We start from the raw sequence: 26,226 nt of genomic DNA on the forward strand, positions 1-26,226 counted from the left end.
AGGTTGCATAAAAATTAAGGAGGTTTACTGCTTATGAATGCGGTAATTACTGTTGTAGGTATTGATCAAGTTGGGATTTTGGCTAAGGTAAGTACGGCCTGTGCTGACAACCAGGTGAATATTGTGGATGTCGCTCAAACGGTAATGGATAATTATTTCACCATGACCATGCTGGTGACAGTCGATGAAGACCAAGTGGCCTTCGATGACTTCCAAGAAACGGTAGAAAATTTAATACCAGGCATGCAGATTACGGTCATGCACGAAGATATCTTTAAGGCCATGCATCGTTTATAGGAGGCAGACTCGTGATAGAAATTAATGATATTCTAGAAACCGTCAATATGATTGCCAAGGACCACCTCGATGTCCGTACCATCACCATGGGGATCTCCTTACTCGATTGTTGTGACACCGATATCGAGCAGTCCTGTGAGAAAATCAAACAAAAAATCAGCCAAAGAGCCAAAGATCTGGTTCCTGTGGCTGATCAGTTGAGTCGGCAATTAGGGATACCGATTATTAATAAGCGCCTCTCGGTGACTCCGATTGCTCATCTGGTGGCTGTTTCTGGTGGGGACCCCGTGCGTTACGCTAAATGCTTAGACCAAGTGACTAAGGATATCGGTATTGACTTAGTCGGGGGCTACTCCGCTTTAGTACAGAAAGGCTTTGCGGCGGGAGACCGGGCCTTGATTGAATCCATCCCCCAAGCCTTAAGCGAAACCGATAATGTCTGTTCTTCGGTTAATATCGGTTCTACCCGGTCAGGGATTAACTTAGATGCTGTGGCTTTAATGGGGGAAACCATCCGCCAAGCTGCTGAAGTCACCCAAGACCGGCAATGTGTTGGGGCTACCAAGTTGGTTGTTTTCTGCAATGCGGTAGAGGATAATCCTTTTATGGCGGGGGCTTTCCACGGTAGTGGGGAAGCGGATTGTGAGATTAATGTGGGAGTTTCTGGGCCTGGGGTTGTCCGTCAAGCCTTGGAACGTCTGCCTAAAGATGCGCCGATTAACCAAGTGGCTGAAACCATCAAAAAGACCGCCTTCAAAGTGACCCGGATGGGGCAGTTGATCGGTAGCCAAGCCTCAAAATCTCTGGGCGTTCCGTTTGGAATTGTCGATATTTCTCTAGCCCCTACCCCTGCGGTGGGTGACTCGGTAGCTCGGATCTTAGAAAGTATGGGACTTGAAACTGTGGGTGGTCACGGAACCGTAGCGACCCTGGCCCTCTTGAATGATGCAGTCAAGAAGGGTGGCTTAATGGCAGCTGAACGGGTCGGGGGGCTCTCAGGGGCCTTTATCCCAGTTTCTGAAGACGAAGGCATGATTGCGGGCGCCCAAGCTGGGGTCTTAGACTTACAAACCTTGACGGCCATGACTGCGGTCTGCTCGGTGGGGCTGGATATGATTGCCGTGCCTGGTGAAACCACAGCTGAAGTCTTAGCGGCCATTATCGCTGATGAAGCCGCCATTGGGATGATTAATGGGAAGACCACGGCAGTGCGTTTAATCCCTGCCATTGGTTACCAAGCCGGGGACTGCTTGGAATTTGGGGGTCTCTTTGGTTCAGCGCCAATCATGCCGCTGAAGACCTCTTCACCGGAAGTCTTTATCCGTCGCGGAGGACACATCCCTGCGCCAATTCAAGGTTTGAAAAATTAAGCAGTAAAAGATCAATGAAATAAAAAGGTTAGGTTCTTGCCCTAGCCTTTTCTTTTTGAAGGTAAAAAATTTCTTCCAAGGAATCTCCCTCCCTAATCCTTCCTCACATCCTTACTCAAACCTGCTCCAGGTGTAAGGCAAGCGTCCACTTCACTAAAGCGTAAGAAATTCTTTTCAAGAATTTTTACGTTTTAGCTCCACTTGCTATAGCTGTTCGAAGCGGAGCGAGTTACAGATATAGTATGCGTAGCGGTCTTGCCTTTTTGTGCACCTGTCGCACTCTAGTCTTTTTTACCTTATCTTTACAAAGTTCATTTTAACTTTACTTCAAATTTACCCTGCTTTAATAAAGGCTGGTTAGAATAAGGATGGTATGAATAGGGTGACCAGTTTTAATGACTAAAACAGGAAGATAAGGAGATGCCAAACACAAATGAAATTATATGCCCACCGTGGCTATAGCGCCCGCTATCCGGAAAATACGATGCTGTCCTTTATTAAGGCTTATGAAGCTGGGGCGGATAGGATTGAGTGTGATGTCCAATTGACCCTGGATGGCCAGGTGGTGATTTGCCACGATGAGCGTTTAGACCGGACCGCTAATGCCAGGGGTTGGCTACGGGACTATAACTATGCGGACTTACGTGGACTCCGCTTTGACCGCCTCCACCCTCAGAACTTTAACCTTGACCTAGTTCGTATTCCTCACTTAAGTGAGCTATTAGCCTGGGCTGAACCCTTGGACTTGACCTTGAATATTGAACTCAAGACTGGCTTCTTTCCTTATCCCGGCTTAGTTGAAGCGGTGATTGACTTGGTCGAAGACTACCAGATGCAGGACCGGGTGATTATCTCTTCTTTTAACCACCAGAGTATTCTTAAGGTCAAGGCCCTAGCCCCTCATTTGGCTTGTGCCTTCTTACAGGAAGACTATCTGGAAAATCCAGGGACCTATTGCGCTGCTAGGGGGGTGGGCTACTACCACCCTGACTATAAGTTGCTTGACCCAACTACGGTGAACAACTTGCATGACCACGGAGTTAAGATTAATGCATGGACGGTCGATGATCGTAAGGTCTACCGAAAATTTAAGGACTGGGACCTGGCTGGTGTGATTACCAATGATAGTCACTACTTAGAAAGTGCTCCCGTTTTGACCAGTTATTAACAGACTTTATGGAAAAGTAAAAACCAGCAGGAGTTCACTACATCCTGCTGGTTTTATTTTGCGCTTGTCGCACTCTTTTCAAATGTGCTCCGGGTGCAGATCGATCTCCACTTCACTAAAGTGCAAGAAATTCTCTTCAAAAATTTTTGCTCTTTAGCTCCAGTTGCTATAGCTGTTCGAAGCGTCAGCGAGTTACAGATATAGTATGCGTAGCTCTATCGATCTTTGGTGCACCCGTCGCACTCTTTTATTCCCATTTGTCCTGGATGAATTGGTGGCGGGCGATGGCGCTTTCGTCGGCTTGGTATTTATCGGGACTCTTCTTATAGAAGTCTTGGTGGTAGTCTTCTGCTGGGTAGAAGGGGCCGGCGGGGGTGATTTGGGTGACGATGGGGTCATCGAACCTCCCGCTAGCGGCTAGGGCTGCTTTGGAAGCTTCAGCGGCTTGGCGTTGGTCTTCAGATAGGTAGAAGATCTCGGGACGGTATGATGAACCCCGGTCTTCAAACTGGCCCATGGCGTCGGTAGGGTCGGTTTGTTGCCAGTAAATCTCTAGTAATTCTTCGTAGGTGATGATGGCGTTATCGAAGCTGATTTCGACCGCTTCCGTGTGGCCGGTTTTGCCACTTTTGACTTCTTGGTAGCTGGGGTTAGCGATGTGTCCTCCTGTATAACCAGAAACGACCGCTTCAATGCCTGGCAATTGGTCGAAGGGTTGGACCATGCACCAGAAACAGCCTCCCGCAAAGATTGCACGTTCTATAGCCATAATAACATCCTTCCTCTTTTCTATTTTGAAACTATTATACAAAAGGTCTGGCTAAGAAGCCATTAAAGAATCATCCTTTAAGAAAAAACTTCTTGACAAAGAATTAAATAGCTAGTATCATAAATAATGATTGATTATTAAATAGAAGAAGTGTACGAAATATTGTCCGTAGGCTTTGATGGGATAAAACAAAAGAAGTAGGCGTGGCCTTGAGTCTTTTGTCTTTTTTTTGCCCAAAAACGGGTAAGAAGAAGCGGTTTTATCTAATTTTAATCATTTCTTAATAGTTTCTTAATAATTGCAGGCTAAAAGATTTACTTTTTGGAGAGGTGGCTACTCATTCATGGCAGGACATAATGTTGAATACGGCAAACACCGCGTACGGCGTTCTTACTCGCGCATCAATGAAGTGCTCGAGTTGCCAAACTTGATTGAGATTCAAACCGAATCTTATCGTTGGTTATTGGATAAGGGGATTCGGGAAATGTTTAGTGATATTTCACCGATTGAAGACCACGGAGGCAAATTAGCCTTAGAGTTCGTGGACTATTCCTTCCAAGAACCTAAATATGATATGTCTGAATCGCGTCAACAAGACACTAACTATGCGGCGCCAATGTATGTTAAATTGCGTTTAATCAATAGCGAAACCGGTGAAATTAAGGACCAAGAAGTTTTCTTTGGGGACTTCCCATTGATGACTGATAGCGGGACCTTCATTATTAACGGCTCTGAACGGGTTATTGTTTCGCAATTGGTCCGTTCCCCAGGGGTTTACTACAATGATAAAGTAGACAAAAACGGGAAACTTTCTTATGGAGCTACCGTGATTCCTAACCGGGGTGCCTGGTTAGAAATGGAAACCGATGCTAAAGACATTTCCTATGTACGGATTGACCGGACCCGTAAGCTACAAATGACTGTGTTAATGCGGGCTCTAGGTTTTGGGTCTGATGACCAAATCCGTGAACTCTTTGGTGACAGTGAAACCCTGAGTTTAACCTTAGAAAAAGATGTCCACAAAAACCCATCGGACTCCCGGACTGAAGAAGCCTTAAAAGATATTTATGAGCGCCTCCGTCCTGGTGAACCAAAAACCGCTGAATCCTCCCGTAACTTATTAAATACGCGTTTCTTCGACCCACGTCGTTATGACTTGGCTGCTGTCGGACGCTACAAGATTAATAAGAAATTAGACTTGAAATCCCGTCTCTATAAGCAAACCCTGGCAGAAAACTTGGTTGATAATGAGACTGGTGAAATTGTCCTGGAAGCAGGGACCGTCTTCACCCGTGAAGTCTTAGATGACATTAGTGACAAGTTAGATAATGGCCTCGGTTTAGTGACCGTTTATCCAAATGATGATGCAGTGATCACTGATCCTGTTGATATCCAATTAATTAAGATTGTGGCACCTAAGGACCCAGAACGTGTGGTTCATGTGATCGGTAACGCTATGCAAAATTCCGACTACAAGTCATTAACCGTTGCTGACGTCTTAACCGCCATGAACTATTTCTTGAACCTCTATGAAGGCTTAGGGACTACCGACGATATCGACCACTTAGGTAACCGTCGGATTCGTTCTGTGGGTGAATTGTTACAAAACCAACTCCGGATCGGTTTAAGCCGGATGGAACGGGTGGTAAGAGAGAGAATGTCGATCCAAGACATCGATACGGTTACCCCCCAACAATTGATCAATATCCGTCCAGTTGTGGCATCAATTCGTGAATTCTTTGGGTCCTCCCAATTGTCCCAATTCATGGACCAAAACAACCCACTTTCTGAGTTGACGCACAAACGTCGTCTCTCAGCCTTGGGGCCTGGTGGTTTGACTCGGGACCGTGCCGGTTACGAAGTGCGTGACGTTCACTACTCTCACTATGGTCGGATGTGTCCAATTGAAACCCCTGAAGGACCTAACATTGGGCTGATCAACTCCTTGGCGACTTATGCTAAGATTAATGACTTTGGTTTCATTGAAACCCCATACCGTCGGGTAGACTGGAATACCCACAAGGTTACCGATAAGATTGACTACCTAACGGCGGATGAAGAAGACCGTTTTGTTATCGCTCAAGGGAACACGCCTTTAAATGAAGATGGTTCTTTTGCCACCGATACCATTATGGCGCGTAAGATTGAAGAAAATATTGAAGTCTCTCCTGAAGAAGTCGACTACATGGACGTTTCCCCTAAACAGGTGGTTTCTGTCGCAACAGCATGTATTCCTTTCTTGGAAAACGACGACTCCAACCGGGCCTTGATGGGGGCCAACATGCAACGGCAAGCGGTGCCGCTCTTAAACCCTCATGCCCCTTTAGTAGGGACCGGGATGGAATATAAGGCTGCCCATGACTCTGGGGCTGCAGTGACCTGTAAGCGGGCCGGTGTGGTGGACTATGTCGACGCGCGTGAAATTCGCGTTCGGACTGAAGAAGGCGCCTTAGATAAGTATGAATTAGTGAAATTCTACCGGTCTAACGCCAGCTCCTGCTATAACCAAACGCCATTGGTACGTAAAGGTGACCAAGTTGATAAGGACGAAATTCTCGCCAACGGACCTTCTATGGAAGGTGGGGAATTAGCCCTCGGGCAAAACCCAATCATCGCCTTCATGACCTGGGATGGTTATAACTATGAAGATGCGGTTGTTCTTTCCGAGCGTTTGGTGAAAGAAGACGTCTATACTTCAATCCATATTGATGAATTGGAATCAGAAGCCCGTGACACCAAATTAGGGCCAGAAGAAATCACCCGGGAAATTCCTAACGTGGGTGAAGATGCCCTCCGTAACCTCGATGAAAACGGGATTATTCGTATCGGTGCTGAAGTCACTGATGGCGACATCTTAGTGGGTAAGGTAACCCCTAAAGGTGTGACTGAACTCAGTCCTGAAGAACACCTACTCCATGCCATCTTTGGTGAAAAAGCCCGCGAAGTTCGTGATACTTCCTTACGGGTACCTCATGGTGGTGGCGGAATCGTTAATGACGTCAAAGTCTTCCACCGGGAAAATGGGGACGAACTCAAACCTGGTGTTTCCATGATGGTTCGGGTTTACATTATCCAAAAACGTAAGATCCAAGTTGGGGATAAAATGGCTGGTCGTCACGGTAACAAGGGGGTTGTCTCCATTGTGTTACCAGAAGAAGACATGCCTTACTTACCAGATGGGACCCCAGTCGATATCTGCTTGAACCCATTAGGGGTGCCTTCCCGGATGAACATTGGACAGGTGTTAGAACTTCACTTAGGGATGGCTGCCCGGAACTTAGGTATCCACGTGGCAACACCTGTATTTGATGGGGCCCAAGATGAAGATATTTGGGAAACCGTTAAAGAAGCCGGCATGGCTGAAGATGCTAAGACCGTGCTTTACGACGGTCGGACCGGTGAACCTTTTGATAACCGCGTTTCTGTAGGGGTGATGTACTACTTGAAACTCTCCCACATGGTCGATGACAAGCTCCATGCCCGTTCTATTGGACCTTACTCCCTAGTTACCCAACAACCACTAGGTGGTAAAGCACAGTTTGGGGGACAACGTTTCGGGGAAATGGAAGTTTGGGCACTGGAAGCTTACGGTGCTGCTTACACCCTACAAGAAATCCTTACCTATAAATCAGACGACGTGGTTGGCCGGGTTCAAACCTACGAAGCTATCGTAAAAGGTGACCCAATTCCTAAACCAAGTGTACCGGAATCCTTCCGCGTGCTCGTCAAAGAGTTACAATCCCTAGGTTTAGACATCCAAGTCCTCGATGAAAGTGACAAGGAACTTGACTTACGTGATGAAGACCCAGTCCAAGTCACCCGTCGTGATTACAAAGAAAACCAAGAACAAGAACAAGAAGATGAAGACAAGGATAAGAACCAAGAAGAAAAACAAAGCGAAGGCAATGACGAAGAAATCATCGCCAAAAAACAAGCAAATGAATAGAGTGTGACAAGCGCAAAAAGAGGGGAGACCATTGGAAGAAGTTTGCAGTAAATCCTCAAAGAGGATTTGCAAGGACTTCTGAAATGGAGCTCACCTCGCGCTTGGAGCAGGTTTGAATAGAGTGTGACAAGCGCAAAAAGAGGGGAGACCATTGGAAGAAGTTTGCAGTAAATCCTCAAAGAGGATTTAGAAGGACTTCTGAAATGGAGCTCACCTCGCGCTTGGAACAGGTTTGAATAGAGTGTGACAGTCACAGCAAAGTATAATGTCAATTTGCTCTAGCTCTTAGCAGTTTCAGTGATTAATGAGGGAGGTTGACCTCTTGGTCGATGTAAATAAATTTGAAAGTATAAAAATTGGTTTAGCCTCACCAGATAAGATCCGTTCCTGGTCCTATGGTGAAGTCAAGAAACCGGAAACAATCAACTACCGTACCTTAAAACCAGAAAAAGATGGTCTTTTCTGTGAACGTATTTTTGGGCCAACCAAGGACTACGAATGTGCCTGTGGAAAGTATAAACGCATCCGTTATGCGGGTGTGGTATGTGACCGTTGTGGGGTTGAAGTCACCAAGGCCAAGGTCCGTCGTGAACGGATGGGCCACTTGGAATTAGCTTCACCAGTTACCCATATTTGGTACTTTAAAGGCATCCCTAGTCGGATGGGCCTGATCTTAGATATGAGTCCACGATCCCTTGAAGAAGTGATTTATTTTGCTTCTCACGTGGTCATTGATGGTGGGGACACACCTTTAGCGCCTAAGCAATTACTTTCTGAAAGAGAATACCGGGAGTATAAGGCTGAATATGGCGACCGTTTTCAAGCGGGAATTGGTGCTGAAGCCATTAAGGAACTTCTCCGCCGCGTAGACCTTGAGCGTGAATGTGCGGAATTAAAAGAAGAATTACGGACAGCTAAGGGTCAAAAACGGACCCGGGCGATCCGTCGCTTAGACATCATGGATGCCTTTAGAAAATCCGGGAATAAACCGGAATGGATGGTTCTTGATGTGATCCCTGTGATCCCACCTGAACTCCGTCCCATGGTGCAACTGGATGGGGGCCGTTTCGCAACCAGTGACTTAAACGACCTCTACCGCCGGGTGATTAACCGGAATAACCGTTTAAAACGTTTATTAGACCTCAATGCACCAAATATTATTGTTCAAAATGAAAAACGGATGCTCCAAGAAGCCGTTGACGCCCTAGTCGATAATGGTCGTCGCGGCCGTCCTGTGACTGGACCGGGTAATCGCCCATTGAAGTCCCTCTCCCATATGTTGAAAGGGAAGCAAGGTCGTTTCCGCCAAAACCTCTTAGGGAAACGGGTGGACTACTCTGGACGTTCCGTTATTGCCATTGGACCACACTTGAAGTTCTACCAATGTGGTCTGCCTAAAGAAATGGCCCTAGAACTCTTTAAACCATTCTTGATTCGGGAATTGGTGGACCGTGAAATTGCCACCAACGCTAAACATGCTAAACGGATGATTGAACGTAAGGATGATGCTGTTTGGGAACCTCTCGGAGAGATCATGCGTGAACACCCGGTATTACTTAACCGGGCACCTACTCTCCACCGTTTGGGGATTCAAGCCTTTGAACCAGTCTTGGTTGAAGGGAAGGCGATCCGTCTTCACCCCTTAGCCTGTGAAGCTTATAATGCCGACTTTGACGGGGACCAAATGGCGGTCCACTTACCTTTAGGAGAAGAAGCCCAAGCTGAAGCGCGTATCTTAATGCTGGCCGCTTCCCACATCCTAAACCCTAAAGATGGTCAATCAGTGGTTACCCCATCCCAAGACATGGTCTTAGGGAACTACTACTTAACCCAAGAAGAAGCCGGGATGACTGGGGAAGGAATGAAGATTTCTTCACTCAGCGAAGCCCATATTGCTTATACTAATGGGGCGGCTCAATTGCATACCCGGGTGGTGATCAGTCCGAAACACTTCCCTAAATATGCCTGGACCGACCAACAAAAAGAACAATTAATGATTACCTCTATTGGTAAATTGTTCTTTAATGAGATCATGCCGGCTGATTTTGCTTATATTAATGAGCCCACATCAGAAAACTTAAATGGTCAAACCGCTGATCGTTTCTTCGTCAACCCTGGGGAAGATACCGAAAAAGCCATTGCTCAATTAGAGACCACGGCGCCATTTAAGAAGGGCTACTTAGAAGAAATTATCGCCGCCATCTTCAAGCGCTTGAAGGTTACTGAAACCTCCCAATTCTTAGACCGCTTGAAGGCTCTTGGTTACTACTACTCCACCAAGTCAGGGATTACCGTTGGGATTGCTGATATTACCGTTTTAGATGCCAAGGACCAACACGTGGACAAGGGACACAAACGCGTTGACAATATCATGAAGCAATACCGTCGTGGTTTAATTACCGATGACGAACGCTATGACCAAGTCATCAGCACTTGGAATGATGTTAAAAACGACATTGAAGACGAATTGAAACACAGTCTGTCTCCAGACAACCCATTCTTTATCATGATGGACTCTGGTGCTCGTGGTAACATCTCCAACTTTACCCAATTAGCGGGGATGCGTGGTTTGATGGCGGGTCCAAGTGGTAAGATTATTGAACTGCCAGTTACTTCCAACTTCCGTGAAGGGCTATCGGTTCAAGAAATGTTTATCTCCACTCACGGGGCGCGTAAAGGGATGACCGATACCGCCTTGAAGACGGCTGACTCTGGTTACCTCACCCGTCGTCTGGTTGATGTCGCCCAAGACGTGATTATCCGTGAAAATGATTGTGGAACCGACCGCGGTTTAACCGTTTCAGCCATTAAAGAGGGTAATGAAATGATCGAAAGCCTGGCTGAACGCCTGACTGGTCGTTATATCCAAAAAACTGTCCGTGATCCAGAAACTGGTGAAGTTCTCGCCCACCATAATGAGTTGGTTTCACCAGAGACCGCTGCAAAAATTGAAGACGCTGGCATCAAGCAAGTCACCATTCGCTCTGCCTTTACCTGTCGGACCCGCCATGGGGTATGTAAGTACTGCTACGGTTCTGACTTGGCAACCAATGGTGAAGTTGAAGTCGGTGAAGCAGTTGGTATCGTGGCTGCCCAATCCATTGGGGAACCTGGTACCCAGTTGACCATGCGTACCTTCCATACCGGTGGGGTGGCCGGGGATGACATTACCCAAGGTTTACCTCGTGTTCAAGAAATCGTTGAAGCCCGTCATCCAAAAGGGCAAGCAGTGATTACTGAAGTGACCGGGGAAGTCGTGGCGATTGATATTGAAGAAGAAACTCGGACCAAAACGGTTACCGTCAAAGGGGAAACTGACGAACGCGAATACAAGGTCCCTTACACTGCTCGTATGAAGGTCAGTGAAGGCGACTTGATTGAACGTGGTGCCCAATTAACCGAAGGGCCCATTGATCCCAAAGAATTGCTCCGGATCACTAATTCCCTCACTGTAGAAAACTACATGTTAGCGGAAATTCAACGGGTTTACCGTCAACAAGGGGTGGACATTAACGACAAGCACGTGGAAGTCCTCCTACGTCAAATGATGCGTAAGGTAAGAGTCTTAGACCCAGGCGCTTCTGACTTGTTGCCAGGACATTTAATGGACATTGGTGAATTTGAAGACGCCAATGAGGAAATTATTAAGACTGGCCAACAACCAGCTACTTGTCAACCAGTCCTCCTAGGAATTACCAAGGCAGCCCTGGAAACTAAGTCCTTCCTATCTGCCGCGTCCTTCCAAGAAACTACCAAGGTCCTCACTGACGCTGCTATTAGCGGTAAACGGGATGAGTTACTTGGATTGAAAGAAAACGTCATTATTGGTAAGATAATTCCTGCTGGTACTGGTGTCGGTCGCTACCGTCACATGGAACCAGAAAAATTAGGTGTGGAACAAGTTGTTGAAGTGCCGGCCCATGAGCCATCTGACAACGAAAACCCAGCCGAAATTGCCACAATTACCAAACCAATCGATGAAAACTATAGCGGTATGCCTTAATTAAGGTAGAAGCCATTAAAAGAGGATAGGCGCATATCCGACTACAAGATATGCGCCTCTCTTTTTGCCCAAGGCCATGGGACTGGGCTTTAACCACTGCAAGTTAAGCAACAGCACTATATATAGTGTTGTTGCTTTTTAATTGATACTATATATTGATTTTTAAGCTTGCTTTCTGCTTAAGTTTTTCCTATAATAGCAATGCAGCTAATTTTTAGCCGATAGACCATTAACTTAACTCACGCTAAAGCAGCTGAAAAGTCTACAAACAAGTAAAGTATAAAGGAGATTCATTATGGAAACTGCGATGAAGAATATTGTGGAATGGAATAAAGAGGCGCTTAACCAAGCCATCAAATCCTTCCCTCAAGTTTATCCGATAACAGAAGACATGAACAAAACCTTCTCTGGCATCAGTCGGATGGTCATGTTGGACCGTTATTCCTTTAAAGACACCATGAAAGAAACCTTAGCCCCTGGTGACTTAGTGGTATTAACTGTCCGCCCTGACCCGCAATATCCAGGACGGGGGATCGGGATTGTCCAAGCCATTGAGAACAAGACCGCAACCATTTGGGTCGAAGAAGCCTATCGTGGGTCCCTAATGGGAGAAGAACAGGAAACTGGCCTGGTAAAACGCCCATTGGATGAAATCGACAAACCTTTAGAAATCTACTATGAACAAATTGCCAAACGGAATGCCCATGGCCTAGCAGCCATTGATAAAAATGAAGACCGCCGCCAAGAGATTGAAGCGGCCTTCTACCAAGAAGAATCCAAGGGTAACTTTGTTCCTGCCGGCCGGGTCTTATATGGTGCGGGTTCCGGAACCGATGTCACCTACTTTAACTGCTATGTCATGCCTTATGTGCCTGACTCCCGGGGTGGTATTGCTGACCACCGTAAGGAAGTCATGGAAATTATGTCTCGTGGTGGGGGTGTAGGGACCAATGGCTCAACCCTAAGACCACGTCACTCCCTGGTTCGTGGGGTTAACGGCAAGTCCTCCGGGGCCGTTTCCTGGTTAGATGACATTGCTAAATTAACCCACTTGGTGGAACAAGGGGGTAGCCGTCGTGGGGCCCAAATGATCATGTTGGCTGACTGGCATCCAGATATTTTGGAATTCATTATTTCTAAGATGCAAAACCCACGTATCCTCCAATTTATCAAGGAAAGCTCCAAGGACAGCTACATTAAACAATTAGTCGATGAAAAGTTAAAATTTGTTTATTCAACTCCAGCCCAAATTGACATGTTCCAAGCGGTGGTTGACCTCAAGGAAAAACAAGGCGGCGATGTGAGCGATGCAGCTTACGCTGAAGCCAAGGAAAACTTGGAACTAGGCGGCCATTATGAAGTCAATGAACCCGACTTCTTAACTGGGGCCAATATTTCGGTAGCTATTTCATCTGACTTTATGGAAGCTGTTAAGGAAGGCAAAGATTGGAGCCTACGCTTCCCAGCAGTGGAAAAATATGACCAAGAAGAAATGGCCGCTTACGACAGCCAATGGCAAGAAATTGGCGATGTGCGTGAATGGGAAGCCATGGGTCATGAAATTACCACTTACCGGACCCTACCTGCCCAAGAATTATGGCAATTAATCAACATTTGTGCTACTTACGCGGCTGAACCAGGGATTTTCTTTATTGACCGGGCTAACGAAGACACCAATGCGGTGGCTTACGGGCAAAAGGTTGTGGCAACCAACCCTTGTGGGGAACAACCCCTAGCGCCTTATTCCGTATGTAACCTGGGTGCCATTAACCTGGCTCAAATGGCTGATAAGGAAAATAAACGCCTCGACAAGAAGAAATTACAAAAAACAGTAGCTACCGCTATCCGCATGCAAGATAACGTCATCGATGCTACACCATACTTCTTGGAAGCTAACAAGAAACAAGCTCTTGGTGAACGTCGGATCGGTTTAGGGGTAATGGGTCTAGCTGATCTCTTAATCTACTGTGAAAAACGCTATGGTTCTAAGGAAGGTAACCAATTAGTCGATGAAGTCTTTGAAACCATCGCGGTAACGGCTTACCAAACCTCCATCGAACTGGCCAAGGAACGGGGCAGCTTCCCATTCTTAATTGGAGAAACGGATGAAGAAACCCAAGCCTTAAGAGAACGCTTTGTCCAATCTGGTTTCATGCAAAGAATGCCTGAAAGCATCCGCCAAGACGTCTTGAAGTATGGGATCCGTAACTCTCACTTACTGACTGTGGCGCCAACCGGAAGTACCGGGACCATGATGAATGTGTCGACTGGGCTCGAACCTTACTTTGCCTTTAAATACTACCGGACCGGTCGTTTAGGGAAGTTTATTGAAGTCAATGCCGACATCGTCCAAGAATACCTGGACCAACATCCAGAAGCCGATGTTGATAACCTGCCTGACTTCTTTGTTTCTGCTATGGACCTAAGCCCTAGAGAACACGTTGATGTTCAAACCACTATCCAACGCTGGGTAGATAGCTCCATTTCTAAGACCGTTAATGCGCCTAAGGGTTACGCGGTTAACCAAGTGGCCGAAGTCTATGAAAAACTTTATGAAGGCGGCGCTAAGGGTGGTACTGTTTATGTTGACGGTTCGCGGGATTCTCAAGTCCTCACCTTAAATAAGGATGAACATGAAGACAGTGACCAAGATTCTCAAGCAGACCAAAACCAGCAAGACGATGTGGTTGTCGTTGATGACAGTGAAGAACTCCGTCAATTAGTCGACCAAGCCCAAGCTGAAGCCAATGAAGACGAAGTGGTCTTTGGTAGCGAACTCGGCAATACCTGCCCAATTTGCCGGACCGGGATTGTGGAAGAAATTGGTGGCTGCAACACCTGCTCCAATTGCTTCGCCCAATTAAAATGCGGTTTGTAATCAAATAACTTTAATTACCCTTTAAAAAAGTCACTAAGTTTTTTACTTAGTGGCTTTTTATCACCATTTAAATCGTATTTATTGGAGAAATACTTTATAATGTAAGTGAGGTGATTAATATGCAAATTTATACCCGAACAGGGGATAAGGGGACGACCCGGATTATCGGTGGCCAGGAAGTTCCTAAAGATTCCTTACGTGTCAATGCCTATGGGAGTGTTGACGAATTAAATTCATGGATTGGTGTCACTATCAGTGAGAATGAGTCTTGGCCGGAATTAAATGAGGAATTGATTCAAATCCAGCAATATTTGTTTGACTGTGGGAATGACTTTGCTACCCCAGAGGGCAAGGGAGACTACCGCTTAAAACAAGCCGCTATTGATTGGTTAGAGGAACGGATCGATATCTATAATCCTCAAGCGCCTGCAGTAGAATCCTTTATCCTGCCCGGTGGTAGCCGTTTAGCTAGTCGTTTGCACTATGCGAGAACCGTAACCCGCCGCTGTGAACGTCACATTGTATCCTTCATGCGTGAAGAAAGCTCCAGTCCCGTCGCTTTGAAATTTATTAACCGCCTATCCGACTACTTCTTTGCAGTAGCCCGGCTCGCCAATGTTAAGGTAGGCCTATCAGACATTCTTTATGAACGTAGTGGTAAGGTTTTCCATGACGAAAGTGAGTTAAGCAAGGCTGACCTCAAGGATGATTAGTCTTTAAATGTATTTATTAACCAAGCTGGGAGAAATCCCGGCTTTTTTATTGAATGATATTTAATAAGCCAAGATTAAGGTCAGGTCAAAGGCTAGCCAGATCAAGGGAAAGAAGGCTAAGGGATCCTTAAGTGAGCGTTCTTTCAACTGAGCGGCCACTAAAAGGTAGAGCAAGGCCAATCCTGAAGCCAAGCAAATGAAAAGTGAATAGCTTAGAGGAGGGAAGAAGAGCGCCAAGCTGAGGAAGATTTTCACATCAGCGCCTCCCAAACTTCCCGGTATCAGGTAGACCAAAAGGGCTAAGACCAGTCCACAGGCCAAAAGATGAACCAAGAGACTGAGATAGTGACTTGAAGGAGTGAAGAGGCCGTGGTAAGCGATCAAGCTCAAGAAAAAGAGAACCTGAAAGCGGTCGGGCACCCACATTTCCTCTAGATCAGTCATGGCCATAATAAAGAGGAGACTATGGAGAGTGACCAGATAGGACGCTTGCCCAGTGGAAAAGCGGGCCAAGATCAAGAGACTCAAGAGAGCAAAGATAGCTTCAAATAGGGGATAGGTCCATGCGATAGGACGTTGACAGTGAAAGCACCGTCCTCCTGACAAGAAATAACCGGCCAGGGGAATAAGGGTTAAAGCTGACAAAGTGACCTGACATTGGTCGCACTGGGACCGGGCCCAGAGAAAGGGAAGTTTTTTCAGGTAACGGTGGCTAAAGGCCATCAGGCAAGAAGCTAGGGACGCAAAAAAGAAAAAGGCTAAGCTAAGTCGCACAATAAACACCTCCTAGCCTATTAGTCCGCAAAGACTAAAAAAATTAGCTGACCAGGTAAATTTTTATCAAATTCACTTGACGCTTATAAAGAATAGTGGTATTATTTAATAGTTGTCTGATAAAGACAGTGACCAAACGACAAAGGTTCAGGGAGAATTAGCTCAGCTGGGAGAGCGTCTGCCTTACAAGCAGAATGTCGGGGGTTCGAGCCCCTCATTCTCCATTATGATTCGTTAGCTCAGTTGGTAGAGCATCTGACTTTTAATCAGAGGGTCGGGAGTTCGAGCCTCCCACGGATCATTATTGTAAGCATACCTCGTATTGACTTACAAATGCGGAAGTAGTTCAGTGGTAGAACATCACCTTGCCAAGGTGAGGGTCGCGGGTTCGAATCCCGTCTTCCGCTTAGCCAAATGGCTTTGAATTAATTAATATGCCGGGGTGGCGGAACAGGCAGACGCACGGGACTTAAAATCCCGCGGTGGTTAAACACCGTACCGGTTCGATTCCGGTCCTCGGCATACCGTTTAAATGATCAAGCACCCATGGCTCAACTGGATAGAGTACCTGACTACGAATCAGGCGGTTGCAGGTTCGAATCCTGCTGGGTGCATTACCGGGAAATAGCTCAGCTTGGTAGAGCACTTGGTTTGGGACCAAGGGGTCGCAGGTTCGAATCCTGTTTTCCCGACTCGATGGAAAGCGTCAGTAAGGCGCTTTTTATTTTACTTAAAAAGTCTACGATGACGGGAAGTAGCTCAGCTTGGTAGAGCACTACGTTCGGGACGTAGGGGTCGTCGGTTCGAATCCGGTCTTCCCGATAAGTTGATAAGAACAAGCCTTCTAGCGGTCTTTGGATCGCTTTTTTATTTTCTTGAGGAAATTGCTGGCACAATCTCTGAAACTTCTGGTAAAATCAGTAAGATGTTATTTATTAAAGAAAAAATAAATTTGTTAAATTTAACTTAATTTAGAAGGGCTTTTAATAGATTTTTAGACAGAATAGTGTATAGTAAGTGAGTGGGCACTCATTTATTAAAATGACTGCGAATGAAGCCCGGTTGCCTTAGAGGTGTTGGTCCTTGGACTCATTAGTGGACCAGCTGATAAAGGCAAACAAACTTTGGCTTAAAGCCAGGCTTTTGATGCTTAGGCTTTAAGAATGCTTGAGACAGAGCACCTTATCAGACTTAAAACGCGAGGCTTAAGAAAATCTTGGGATAAGTCCACATAATAATTGGTAGAAAGTTTGGATAACTTCTGCCGATGATCCTTATCCCTTAAAGTCATTGAATGAGTTTTAACAAGTGAATGTGGATTGGAGTGTGTTTATGGAATTCGACTATCGAAAATTACGTGGCAGGATTATTGATATTTATGGTTCGGTTAAGAATTTTTCCAAGGCAATGGAATTGTCAGAGCCGACTATGTCCATGAAATTAAATGGTGGTTTGTCTTTTAGTCAATCACAAATTTATAAGTCTTGCGAATTATTGGATATCGACCATGAAGAAATCGGCCGTTATTTCTTTACTCCTAAAGAAAATAAGGCAGAAACAAATGATAATTAATTATTAAACGAAGAGAGGCTGGGACAAGGGTTCCAGCTTTTTTCTATCTACAATTTTTAAACCAAAACCTCTTACAAGCCAGGGCAAGCGTCCACTTCAGAAAATGACGACAAATTCTCTCTGAGAATTCTTGCCTTTTCTTCCAGTGGTCTTGCCTTCTGACGCGCTTGTCGCACGCTTATCTTTTTGACTTTAAGGCGCTTTCATTCTTTGTTATACTAGCAGGGCAGACAGCCTGTGGGCTGAATAGACAAATGGAGGCGACCAGAATGGAATTGCGCTTAGAAAATATCGAAAAGAGCTTTCAGGATCAAGAAGTCCTCAAGGGGGCGACTTACACTTTTGAAGCGGGTCATATCTATGGACTTCTCGGCCGGAATGGGTCAGGGAAGACCACCCTCTTTCGTATCCTCTATGGGGACTTAGAAAGTGATGGTGGGCAAGCTCAATTAGTTGAGAATGGCCAAGAAAGAGTCATTGACCCGGAAGACATCGGCATGGTCTTTGCCGAAAATTATTTACCTGATTTCCTCACGGGCTATGAATACATTAAATTCTACATGGATATCCATGCCCCCAAGGATGCTTATTCCGTCGATGATTACTTGGACCGCTTGGGTTTTAGCCAGGAGGACCGCCACCGGATTATCAAGGGTTACTCCAGTGGGATGAAGAGTAAGTTGGCCATTCTTTGTCTCTTGATTTCCAAGCCTAAAATCATCCTCCTCGATGAACCCTTGACAGCCATTGATGTGATTTCTAGTTTAGAGATTAAGCGCCTGCTCCTTGATTTAGGTAAGGATCATATTATGATCATGTCCACCCACATGATTCAACTGGCCAAGGATATTTGTGATGATATTGTGCTTTTACACCAAGGCCAGTTGCGCCACTTTGAGAGCGCTCTGGAAGATGAGGACTTTGACAAGTCCCTCATTGAAGCCTTGAGCGTGGAGGATGAGGGCCATGACTAACTATCAATTCTTACAGCGGCTCAAAGCCACCCGATCATTTAATGTCTTCCTCTACTATCTCCAACGCCTTCCCCTGATCGGTAAGCATATTCCCAATCGCTGGTTTGAAGCCAAGCATGTCAAGAGTCTGACCACTTGGTTGGGCACAGTGGGGGAAGTTTTTAAGCAAATCTTTGGCAAGAGCTTTTATTTTGGGGCGATCTTTTTACTCGGTTTTATTGGCGACCCCGGACAAGAAAATACTGTTCGTTTGCTGGCGATCTTTTGTTTCTCTTTAGTCTTAGCCACATTCTGGGTCAAGTTAATTGACCCCAACCAAACCTTTGACCGGCTCTGTGTCTATTACTTAAAGATGAATCCCAAACGCTATTACTTGAATATGACCTTTATGGAAGGTTTGAACTTTGTGATTTTTTACGGCCTAGCCGCGACCATCACCCTAAAAGCCATGGGTCTCTCCCTCTTTAGTGGGATGAATATGACCCTCTTTTTCCTCGGCTTGCGTCTCCTCGCCCAAGCCCTCTACCTGAAGCTAGTCAACCCTAAGCGCCAGGTCCCTAACCGGCCCTTTACCATCGTGATGATCACCATGATATTTGTTGCTGGGGCTCTCTTTGTTGGCCTATTTATCCTGGGAGATGCGGGGATCTGGCACTTACCTATCAACTGGCTCTTCCATCCTCTCACGGCAGTCGCTGGAGTGGTCATGGCAGGGATCGGAGCCCATTGGCTAGCCAAATCTGACAAGTACCAGGCCTTAGCCCGGTCAAGCATCAACCACAATAGTATCCGCCACATTAACCAGGCCGTGACTAATGCCCAGTCCGCCAATGTCAAGGTGGAAGCGGAAGATATCAAAGTCCCCGCTACTTCCGACCACTATGACCACTTAAAGGGGATAACTTATATCAATGCTATCTTCTTTGACCGATTGGGCCACCGCTTAAACAAGCAACGTCGGATTATCTTTCTGATCGTTCTCGGCCTTTTTGCCTTAATCAGTGGGGGAATCTTTATTTACCAATTCTTCTTCCAGGGTGACTTAGGGATCAGCCAGGCCGACTTAGAAGAGGCCTACCAGACCTACTTGGTGGTGATGGTGATTTATGCCTGCCTTTTCTTGAATATTGGGGAATCTTTTACCCGTTTTTGCTTTTTCAATATGGACCGCTACCTGATGCATAATAACTATTACCGCAATCCTGACCTCTTAGCTGAGGCTATGGTCATTCGCTTTAAACGCTGCTTTCGTTACAATTTCCCCAACTTGTTAGTTCTGATGCTAGGGTCCAGCCTGGTCTACTTCCAATTAGGCGGGCAAAACTTACTGCCCTTAGGGATTTTACTCCTGAGTCAAGTAGTCGTGCTGGTTTTCTTTACGGTCCACTACCTCTACCTGTATTATTGGCTCCAACCCTTTACCGTCAACTTGGAAAGCAAGAGCCCCCTCTATAATATTATCCGGTCCTTGAGTATCTTTATTCCTTACCTGCTCTATATGAATGCCGAATCGATTGGGCCACGGGTGATTTTAGGGATCTACCTCTTTATTATTGCCTATATTATTCTAGGCTATCTCTTGTTGAAGTTTATCGGTCCTAAGCGCTTTGTCTTGCGCTAGAGCCTTGACCTTGTTCCTTACTTGGGGCAGGGTCTTTTTTATTTGGGGGAGTTTTTCACTTTGCTGGCTTTAATTTTATAGGGGTCTACTTTATTTAACGATTAATTAAATTTACTTAAAAACTTGGGACTACACGCGTAGTTAATGTTTGTGCTGGAAGAAAATGATGATATAATAGGGTATTATAAGGAGAGTGAAAACATGGAAACACTTTACAGGATTGTCGGTATCGAAAGTCAAAGCCAATATGATTGGCTGGCCCATCAAATCCAAGACCTTAACCAGGACAAGGGCTTTGCGATTGAATTGGACAAGGATATTGTCCGTTTGCACCGCCAGGAAGAATTACTTTACCTACGTCGCTTTTTAGCCTTTGAACAGTTCTCCCTGGTCGCTCTTGACCCAGCAGAGTTGGAATTAGATAAGGCCAAACAACTTCGTTTTAAGAATACCCAGGAAACGGCCAAGAAGATGCGCATAGTTCTCATCTTAAATGCCTTCTTTACCGTCTTTGAGGCCTTCTTTGGTTGGGCCCTAAACAGTGCGGCCATCCTATCTGATGCTGTCCACGACTCGGGAGACGTTCTAGCCATTGCTATTGCCTGGTTTTTTGAAAAAATTTCTGACCGTGAAGCTGATAACCGCTATTCCTACGGTTACCGCCGCTTTTCCCTCTTAGGGGGACTGATTACAGCGGTCTTTCTATTATTCGGATCGGCCTTTATTTTAATCACTTCGATTCCTAAGCTTTTTAATCCTGAACCGGTTCATGTGACGGGAATGTTCTGGGTAGCCATTTTCGCAGTGGTGGTTAATGGTTACTGCTCTTGGATGATGCATAAGGGTCAGTCAGCCAATGAACAATTACTCAACCTCCACCTCCTAGAAGATGTCCTCGGCTGGGTAGCCATCTTGATTCTTTCAGTGGTCTTACGCTTTACCAATTGGTATTTCCTTGACCCACTCTTGTCGATTCTGACTGCGGTTTGGATTATCAGCCAAAGTTTCCCACGTTTCCTTAATATTTCTAAGATTTTCCTCCAAGCGGTTCCTGAAGGCATCGACCCCCAAGTCATTGGTCAACAAATCTTAGCCTTAGACGATGATATTGATGGTTTGTCCCACTTACATATCTGGTCAACTGATGGGGAACAACATATGGCCAGTGTCACCGTCCTGACTTGTCGCTTAACCGCTGATGAACAAGAAGACCTCAAACAAAAAATCCGCTCCTTAGTGGCAAAATATAATATAAATCATATAACCATTGACACGGTTTACGATCCTGACCACTTTATCCAAAGAGAAAGTAGCCAACATAACTAGGTCAAAGCCTGATGAGGTCGCTATTAGTGAATTAAATAGTTGACCTCATCCCTTTTTTTGCTTATTATTAAAGTATATTAGTCAAAGTTAGTCAATAATTAGTGAAGGAGGTGAGGACATGAGCAACCGGAATATGTCAGATATTATTGAGGCCTATCTCAAAGAGGTGCTTCAAGATACTGAACGGGTCGAAATCAGACGGAGTGAAATTGCTGACCGCTTTGAGTGCGTGCCTTCCCAGATTAATTATGTGATTAATACGCGTTTTACCCCCAAGCAAGGCTATCAAGTCGAAAGTAAACGGGGTGGTGGTGGCTATATCAGAATTATGAAATTGAATATTATCGACGATGCGGACTATATCGATAATATGATTAGCCTAGTAGGCAACGACATTTCCTTGCGCGATGCTGTATCAATTCTCACCAATTTGATGAAGAATGAGCTGCTCAGCGAGAGCGAGGCCGCTATTATGCACTCAGCCATTGACAAGCAAGTCATGTCTAATTTCAAATCCCCGGACCGTGTCCGCGCAGTGATACTTAGGAACATGCTAGAACATTTGAAATATCACTAATTACTCCGGTAATTAGAAAAGGAGACAACTATGAAAGACATCTATACTGAAAAAGCCAAGACCGCGATTGGATTTGCCAAAGAAGAAGCTGAATACTTCCGTCATCCAGCCATTGGTAGCGAGCATATGCTTTTGGGCTTATACCGCGAAAGTGAAGGTGTTGCTCATGCCGTTTTAAGCGATTACTTGCCAAGTTATGAGAGTCTTCGTGAAGAGATTGAATTTGTGACCGGCTACGGGACCAGCGATTCAGCCAAGAGCCAGGAAGACTATGTGCAGTTTTCCCCACGCATGCAAGACGTCTTGAACCAAGCCAAAGACTTGGCCAAGTCTATGCAGGCTTCCTTAATTGGTACCGAGCACTTATTACTCGCCCTCATCAATGAGGAAACCCTGGCCAACCGCCTGCTGAAAAATCTCGATATAGATGTTAATCGTTTGCGTAGTGATGTCTATCAGATGCTGGGACAAAAAGAACCAGTTAGGAACCGGACCAAAAAGCCGCTGGGTAAGCAAAGCAAAAGCAAGACCCCAACCTTGGACAGTATTGCTAAGGACCTGACCCAAGCCGCTAAGGACGGCAAGCTGGACCCTGTGATCGGTCGCCAGCAAGAAATGCGTCGGCTCATGCAGGTCTTAAGCCGTCGGACCAAGAATAACCCGGTCCTGGTTGGTGAACCTGGGGTCGGTAAGACCGCTATTGTCGAAGCCTTAGCCATCCAAATGAGCCAACAGCAAGTCCCAGAAAACATGCTGGATAAACGACTCATGGTCTTAGATATCGGCTCTTTAGTTGCTGGGACTAAGTACCGCGGTGAATTTGAAGACCGCATGAAGCATTTAATTGAAGAAATTGAAGACCAAGGTAATATTATTCTCTTTATCGATGAAATTCATACCATTATAGGGGCTGGGGGAGCTGAAGGAGCCATTGATGCCTCAAACCTCCTAAAACCTGCCCTCAGCCGGGGACAAGTTCAACTGATCGGGGCTACAACCCTCAACGAATATCAAAAATACATCGAAAAAGATGCTGCCTTGGAAAGACGTTTTGCTAAGATTTTAGTTGAAGAACCCACATTAGAGGAGACTGAAGAAATCCTTAAAGGGATCCGGCCTGCCTATGAAAAACATCACCAAGTCGCTATTCCTGATGAGAGCATTACCACCTGTGTGCGTTTAAGCTCCCGTTACTTATCGGACCGCTTCTTACCAGATAAGGCCATTGATGTTATGGACGAAGCGGCGGCTACTAAGCGGCTGGACAATCCAGTAGCCAATAGTGGTCGCCGGAAAAAATTCCAAATCGAACAGGAATTGAAGCGCCTCAACCAAGAAAAAGAATACCATGTCCGTAACCAGGCCTTTCAAAAGGCGGCCGCGGTCCATGCCCAACAAGCGAACCTAGTCAGAGAACTTAGTCGCTTGGAAACAGACGAAGGCGACCAGGACAATCAAGACAGCTACGACTTAAGTTTGACCAGTCAAGACGTGCAAAACTTGATTCATTCTTGGACCGGTATTCCAGTTCAAGAATTGAGTCAAAGTGATAATGAACGCTTGATCCACTTAGAAGACCGCCTCCATGACCGGGTCAAGGGACAAGATGAAGCGGTCAATGCGGTAGCCCGGGCCATTAAACGGTCGCGCAGTGGTTTGGGACAAAGAAACCGGCCCATCGGTTCCTTTATGTTCCTAGGGCCAACGGGAGTTGGGAAAACCGAATTGGCCAAGACCTTTGCCGAAACCCTTTTTGGTTCGGAAGAGGCTCTGATTCGTTTAGATATGTCTGAATACATGGAGAAATATTCTTCCAGCCGGATGATAGGGTCTGCACCCGGTTATGTTGGCTATGAAGAAGGGGGTCAACTGACCGAGAAAATTCGTCAACACCCCTATTCCATTGTCCTCTTCGATGAAATTGAAAAGGCCCATCCTGATGTCTTTGACCTCTTACTTCAAGTCCTTGATGACGGTTATATCACCGATAGTAAGGGTCGGATGGTGGACTTTAGAAATACGGTAGTCATCATGACCTCTAATATTGGGGCCACTGAATTACGGGATGAAAAACTGGTCGGCTTTGGCCAAGATAACCAACAAAAAGACTATCAAAGCATGAAGAAACGGATAATGGAAGCCTTGAAGAAGACCTTTAGACCGGAGTTTCTTAACCGGGTGGATGAAGTGATTGTCTTCCACGCCCTAAGTCAAGACAACTTGAAGGATATTGTCCGCAAATTTACCGACCAAATTAGCCAACAAGTGGAAGAACAAGGCTTGACCTTGCGCTTTACCAATGGGGCCATTAAGCAATTGGCTAAGGACGGTTATGACCCAGAAATGGGTGCCCGGCCCGTTCGCCGCCTCATCCAACGGCAAATTGAAGATGCTCTGAGTGACCTCTTGATTGAAGGAAAGGTCCAAGCTGGGGACAGCCTTCAAGTAGGCAGCCGCCAAGGCACTTTCTACATCCGTACTAAACATGGCGACGGCAGTGAAAGCCAGGCTGATCTGGAAAAAGTGGAGGAAAGCCTGTCCCTAGGATAGTCCAAAGAAGACTTTATATCGCTTTTAGTGTATGATAAAGACAAGCTAAAAAAGAGGAGGGTTACTATGGACAAGACAACAAAATTAGTGTTAATTGGTTTAGGAACAGCTGCTGCGATTACAGCCGTTGTTGCCTTAGCAATGTATGAAGAAGACCAAAATCAAACCCTAAGCAAGGCTTGGGACGATGTTTCTAACAAGGCTCAAAAGCAAGGAAAACGTCTAGCAAAACAAGTTGATCAATTGGATTTACCTGAATGGGTAGAACGTTTTGCCTAAAGGCTCACCAGTTAGAGCCTTAAAGAGCTAAAAACGAATCCTTTACTTAAAAAGCGGTGATGACGCGGTCATCCCGCTTTTTTGTTAGGGTGGTTAATTTTACTCTTAATGAGCATTTCATAAAGAATTTTTTATTATTAATAAAAGCTTTTTCTAAATGGCTCGATCCGTGCTACAATAGATAAAAGTAATTTTTAACACATTGTATTTGACAAACAGTGAAGGAGGAAAAACGATGAAAATTGTTATATTAGGTGCCGGTGGTATGGGTTCCCGTTTTGGGTTAATGTTAAAAAAAGCCGGCAAAGATGTTACCTTACTCGACGGGTGGGATAAAAATATTGAAGCCATTCGTGAACACGGTATCCGTGCCAACTATAACGGAGAAGAGGTCCAAGTGGACATTGATATTTATCCAATTGATGACTTTGATCCGGACTTGAAGGCAGACTTACTGATTGTCTTTACCAAGGCCATGCAATTGGAGGATGCTATCCAAGCAACTCGCTCCATTGTAACAGACCAAACTAAGGTGCTCTGCCTGATGAACGGGATTGGCTATGATGATATCCTCCGTAAATATTTTGATGATGAACAAATTGTCTTAGGAAACACCATGTGGACCGCTGGTTTAGAAGGCCCTGGCCGTCCGAAATTATTCGGTAATGGCTATGTTAACCTCCTTAACCTGGGTAAGAGCGAAGAGGCGGCAGCAGCTGCTAAAGACATCGTGGCTTTACTCGATGAAGTAGGCTTGAATGGGGTTTATGAAAAAGAAATTTTCTACCTGATCTACAAGAAGGTCTGCGTCAACGCTACCATGAACGGCCTCTGTACGATTTTAGAATGTAATATGGCAGACTTGGGAGATGCCCAAGCTTCCCACGACCTCATTAATCAATTAGTCAAAGAAGTGGTTGACGTGGCTAATGCAGAAGGTGTGGAAATGGACCTGGATGAAATGATTGAACACGTGGGCGAATGTTTCAACCGCGAAACCATTGGTGGCCACTTCCCATCCATGTACCAAGACTTGATCACCAATAACCGTCTGACTGAAATCGACTATATCAATGGAGCCGTGGCTCAAAAGGGTGAAAAACTCAATGTACCAACCCCTTACAACCAATTCTTAACCAGTCTAGTTCATACCAAGGAACAATTATTAGGCGCTAAATAATCTTAATTGAAGTCCTCTTTGATCTTTTGAAAGCTTGGAGGACTTTTTAGTTTATTGAAAGTTATTATATATTTAGGAAAGATAGTTTAGACCAGTAGCGGCGCTTTGAAATTAGTCGTTAGCCATGAAGCAGTAAGCGATGTGAATTACGGCTAGTTGGCGCTAGCCGTACTAGCCGTTTGAAGCTCGCTAGGTGAGGGACCTTGACCCAAACCGGTACCATGGCTTT

Annotated in this window: 16 protein-coding genes, 7 tRNA genes and 1 pseudogene; 22 read left to right on the forward strand and 2 right to left on the reverse strand. The window is 45.6% G+C overall.

Going from position 1 to position 26,226, the window contains the following annotated elements; all coding sequences use genetic code 11:
- Positions 1-33: 33 nt before the first annotated feature.
- The 3 genes from HMPREF9243_RS01905 to HMPREF9243_RS01915 all read left to right on the forward strand — a co-directional run bounded on the left by HMPREF9243_RS01905 (position 34) and on the right by HMPREF9243_RS01915 (position 2,835).
- Positions 34-297 (forward strand): ACT domain-containing protein, encoded by a 264-nt coding sequence (locus tag HMPREF9243_RS01905; RefSeq protein ID WP_013668733.1) that lies wholly within the window; start codon positions 34-36, stop codon positions 295-297.
- 14 nt (positions 298-311) lie between these two features.
- Entirely contained in the window at positions 312-1,667 is a 1,356-nt protein-coding gene (locus HMPREF9243_RS01910) for a PFL family protein (RefSeq protein WP_196793343.1), read from the forward strand.
- Positions 1,668-2,100: 433 nt separating this feature from the next.
- The gene (locus HMPREF9243_RS01915; RefSeq protein ID WP_013668930.1) at positions 2,101-2,835 is read left to right on the forward strand and encodes a glycerophosphodiester phosphodiesterase; all 735 of its coding nucleotides are present in this window, start codon (positions 2,101-2,103) and stop codon (positions 2,833-2,835) included.
- Positions 2,836-3,082: 247 nt separating this feature from the next.
- Here HMPREF9243_RS01915 and msrA read toward each other — a convergent pair whose 3' ends face one another.
- A complete protein-coding gene (msrA, locus tag HMPREF9243_RS01920) occupies positions 3,083-3,598 on the reverse strand; it encodes a peptide-methionine (S)-S-oxide reductase MsrA (RefSeq protein ID WP_315861765.1) in 516 nt (171 codons plus the stop codon).
- 349 nt (positions 3,599-3,947) lie between these two features.
- Between msrA and rpoB the strand changes: the two are divergent.
- The 4 genes and pseudogenes from rpoB to HMPREF9243_RS01940 form a co-directional block, all read left to right on the forward strand.
- Positions 3,948-7,416: pseudogene (gene rpoB / locus HMPREF9243_RS01925) on the forward strand (DNA-directed RNA polymerase subunit beta); the annotation flags it as partial.
- A gap of 456 nt (positions 7,417-7,872) precedes the next feature.
- Positions 7,873-11,553, forward strand: a complete 3,681-nt coding sequence (gene rpoC, locus HMPREF9243_RS01930; RefSeq protein WP_049776719.1) for a DNA-directed RNA polymerase subunit beta' — start codon at positions 7,873-7,875, stop codon at positions 11,551-11,553.
- Between the two features lie 295 nt (positions 11,554-11,848).
- Positions 11,849-14,431, forward strand: a complete 2,583-nt coding sequence (locus HMPREF9243_RS01935; protein ID WP_013669155.1) for a vitamin B12-dependent ribonucleotide reductase — start codon at positions 11,849-11,851, stop codon at positions 14,429-14,431.
- A gap of 119 nt (positions 14,432-14,550) precedes the next feature.
- On the forward strand, positions 14,551-15,144 hold the full coding sequence (locus HMPREF9243_RS01940) for a cob(I)yrinic acid a,c-diamide adenosyltransferase (protein ID WP_013669936.1): 594 nt from the start codon (positions 14,551-14,553) through the stop codon (positions 15,142-15,144).
- 60 nt (positions 15,145-15,204) lie between these two features.
- On the opposite strand, the gene HMPREF9243_RS01945 is transcribed toward HMPREF9243_RS01940, so the two are convergent.
- On the reverse strand, positions 15,205-15,918 hold the full coding sequence (locus HMPREF9243_RS01945; protein WP_013669382.1) for an A24 family peptidase: 714 nt from the start codon (positions 15,916-15,918) through the stop codon (positions 15,205-15,207).
- Positions 15,919-16,069: 151 nt separating this feature from the next.
- On the opposite strand from HMPREF9243_RS01945, the gene HMPREF9243_RS01950 reads away from it, so the two are divergent.
- From HMPREF9243_RS01950 to HMPREF9243_RS02020, 15 genes are all read left to right on the forward strand, one after another.
- Positions 16,070-16,142, forward strand: a tRNA-Val gene (locus tag HMPREF9243_RS01950).
- Positions 16,143-16,146: 4 nt separating this feature from the next.
- Positions 16,147-16,219, forward strand: a tRNA-Lys gene (locus HMPREF9243_RS01955).
- 34 nt (positions 16,220-16,253) lie between these two features.
- Positions 16,254-16,325: transfer RNA gene (locus HMPREF9243_RS01960), tRNA-Gly, on the forward strand.
- A gap of 29 nt (positions 16,326-16,354) precedes the next feature.
- Positions 16,355-16,440 (forward strand) — tRNA-Leu (locus HMPREF9243_RS01965).
- A gap of 18 nt (positions 16,441-16,458) precedes the next feature.
- Positions 16,459-16,532 (forward strand) — tRNA-Arg (locus HMPREF9243_RS01970).
- 4 nt (positions 16,533-16,536) lie between these two features.
- Positions 16,537-16,610, forward strand: a tRNA-Pro gene (locus tag HMPREF9243_RS01975).
- 56 nt (positions 16,611-16,666) lie between these two features.
- A tRNA-Pro gene (locus HMPREF9243_RS01980) sits at positions 16,667-16,740 on the forward strand.
- A gap of 510 nt (positions 16,741-17,250) precedes the next feature.
- Positions 17,251-17,490 carry a DUF739 family protein gene (locus HMPREF9243_RS01985; RefSeq protein ID WP_013670077.1) on the forward strand — a complete coding sequence of 80 codons (240 nt, stop codon included), beginning with the start codon at positions 17,251-17,253 and terminating at the stop codon, positions 17,488-17,490.
- A gap of 269 nt (positions 17,491-17,759) precedes the next feature.
- Positions 17,760-18,464 carry an ATP-binding cassette domain-containing protein gene (locus HMPREF9243_RS01990; RefSeq protein WP_013668908.1) on the forward strand — a complete coding sequence of 235 codons (705 nt, stop codon included), beginning with the start codon at positions 17,760-17,762 and terminating at the stop codon, positions 18,462-18,464.
- Positions 18,457-20,085 carry a hypothetical protein gene (locus HMPREF9243_RS01995; protein ID WP_013668544.1) on the forward strand — a complete coding sequence of 543 codons (1,629 nt, stop codon included), beginning with the start codon at positions 18,457-18,459 and terminating at the stop codon, positions 20,083-20,085. The genes HMPREF9243_RS01990 and HMPREF9243_RS01995 overlap by 8 nt, the downstream gene beginning before the upstream one ends.
- A 201-nt stretch (positions 20,086-20,286) precedes the next feature.
- Positions 20,287-21,411: a cation diffusion facilitator family transporter gene (locus tag HMPREF9243_RS02000; protein ID WP_013669500.1), complete on the forward strand. Its 1,125-nt coding sequence runs from the start codon at positions 20,287-20,289 to the stop codon at positions 21,409-21,411.
- A 118-nt stretch (positions 21,412-21,529) separates the two neighbouring features.
- Entirely contained in the window at positions 21,530-21,988 is a 459-nt protein-coding gene (locus tag HMPREF9243_RS02005) for a CtsR family transcriptional regulator (RefSeq protein WP_013668701.1), read from the forward strand.
- A gap of 30 nt (positions 21,989-22,018) precedes the next feature.
- A complete protein-coding gene (locus HMPREF9243_RS02010) occupies positions 22,019-24,538 on the forward strand; it encodes an ATP-dependent Clp protease ATP-binding subunit (protein ID WP_013669653.1) in 2,520 nt (839 codons plus the stop codon).
- Positions 24,539-24,604: 66 nt separating this feature from the next.
- Complete coding sequence (locus HMPREF9243_RS02015; protein ID WP_013669259.1) at positions 24,605-24,817, forward strand: hypothetical protein; 213 nt, start codon at positions 24,605-24,607, stop codon at positions 24,815-24,817.
- Between the two features lie 235 nt (positions 24,818-25,052).
- Positions 25,053-25,997: a 2-dehydropantoate 2-reductase gene (locus HMPREF9243_RS02020; protein WP_013669994.1), complete on the forward strand. Its 945-nt coding sequence runs from the start codon at positions 25,053-25,055 to the stop codon at positions 25,995-25,997.
- The last annotated feature ends 229 nt before the right edge of the window (positions 25,998-26,226 follow it).

The organism is Aerococcus sp. Group 1, assembly GCF_000193205.1.
Taxonomy (GTDB): Bacteria; Bacillota; Bacilli; order Lactobacillales; family Aerococcaceae; genus Aerococcus; species Aerococcus urinae_A.

Bases quoted from the DNA above. Each gene is read 5' to 3' on its own strand.
- HMPREF9243_RS02015 (WP_013669259.1), top strand. From the start codon at position 24,605: ATGGACAAGACAACAAAATTAGTGTTAATTGGTTTAGGAACAGCTGCT.
- HMPREF9243_RS01940 (WP_013669936.1), top strand. From the start codon at position 14,551: ATGCAAATTTATACCCGAACAGGGGATAAGGGGACGACCCGGATTATC.
- HMPREF9243_RS02010 (WP_013669653.1), top strand. From the start codon at position 22,019: ATGAAAGACATCTATACTGAAAAAGCCAAGACCGCGATTGGATTTGCC.
- HMPREF9243_RS01990 (WP_013668908.1), top strand. From the start codon at position 17,760: ATGGAATTGCGCTTAGAAAATATCGAAAAGAGCTTTCAGGATCAAGAA.
- HMPREF9243_RS02005 (WP_013668701.1), top strand. From the start codon at position 21,530: ATGAGCAACCGGAATATGTCAGATATTATTGAGGCCTATCTCAAAGAG.
- HMPREF9243_RS01985 (WP_013670077.1), top strand. From the start codon at position 17,251: ATGGAATTCGACTATCGAAAATTACGTGGCAGGATTATTGATATTTAT.
- HMPREF9243_RS01905 (WP_013668733.1), top strand. From the start codon at position 34: ATGAATGCGGTAATTACTGTTGTAGGTATTGATCAAGTTGGGATTTTG.
- HMPREF9243_RS02000 (WP_013669500.1), top strand. From the start codon at position 20,287: ATGGAAACACTTTACAGGATTGTCGGTATCGAAAGTCAAAGCCAATAT.
- HMPREF9243_RS01935 (WP_013669155.1), top strand. From the start codon at position 11,849: ATGGAAACTGCGATGAAGAATATTGTGGAATGGAATAAAGAGGCGCTT.
- HMPREF9243_RS02020 (WP_013669994.1), top strand. From the start codon at position 25,053: ATGAAAATTGTTATATTAGGTGCCGGTGGTATGGGTTCCCGTTTTGGG.
- HMPREF9243_RS01995 (WP_013668544.1), top strand. From the start codon at position 18,457: ATGACTAACTATCAATTCTTACAGCGGCTCAAAGCCACCCGATCATTT.
- HMPREF9243_RS01915 (WP_013668930.1), top strand. From the start codon at position 2,101: ATGAAATTATATGCCCACCGTGGCTATAGCGCCCGCTATCCGGAAAAT.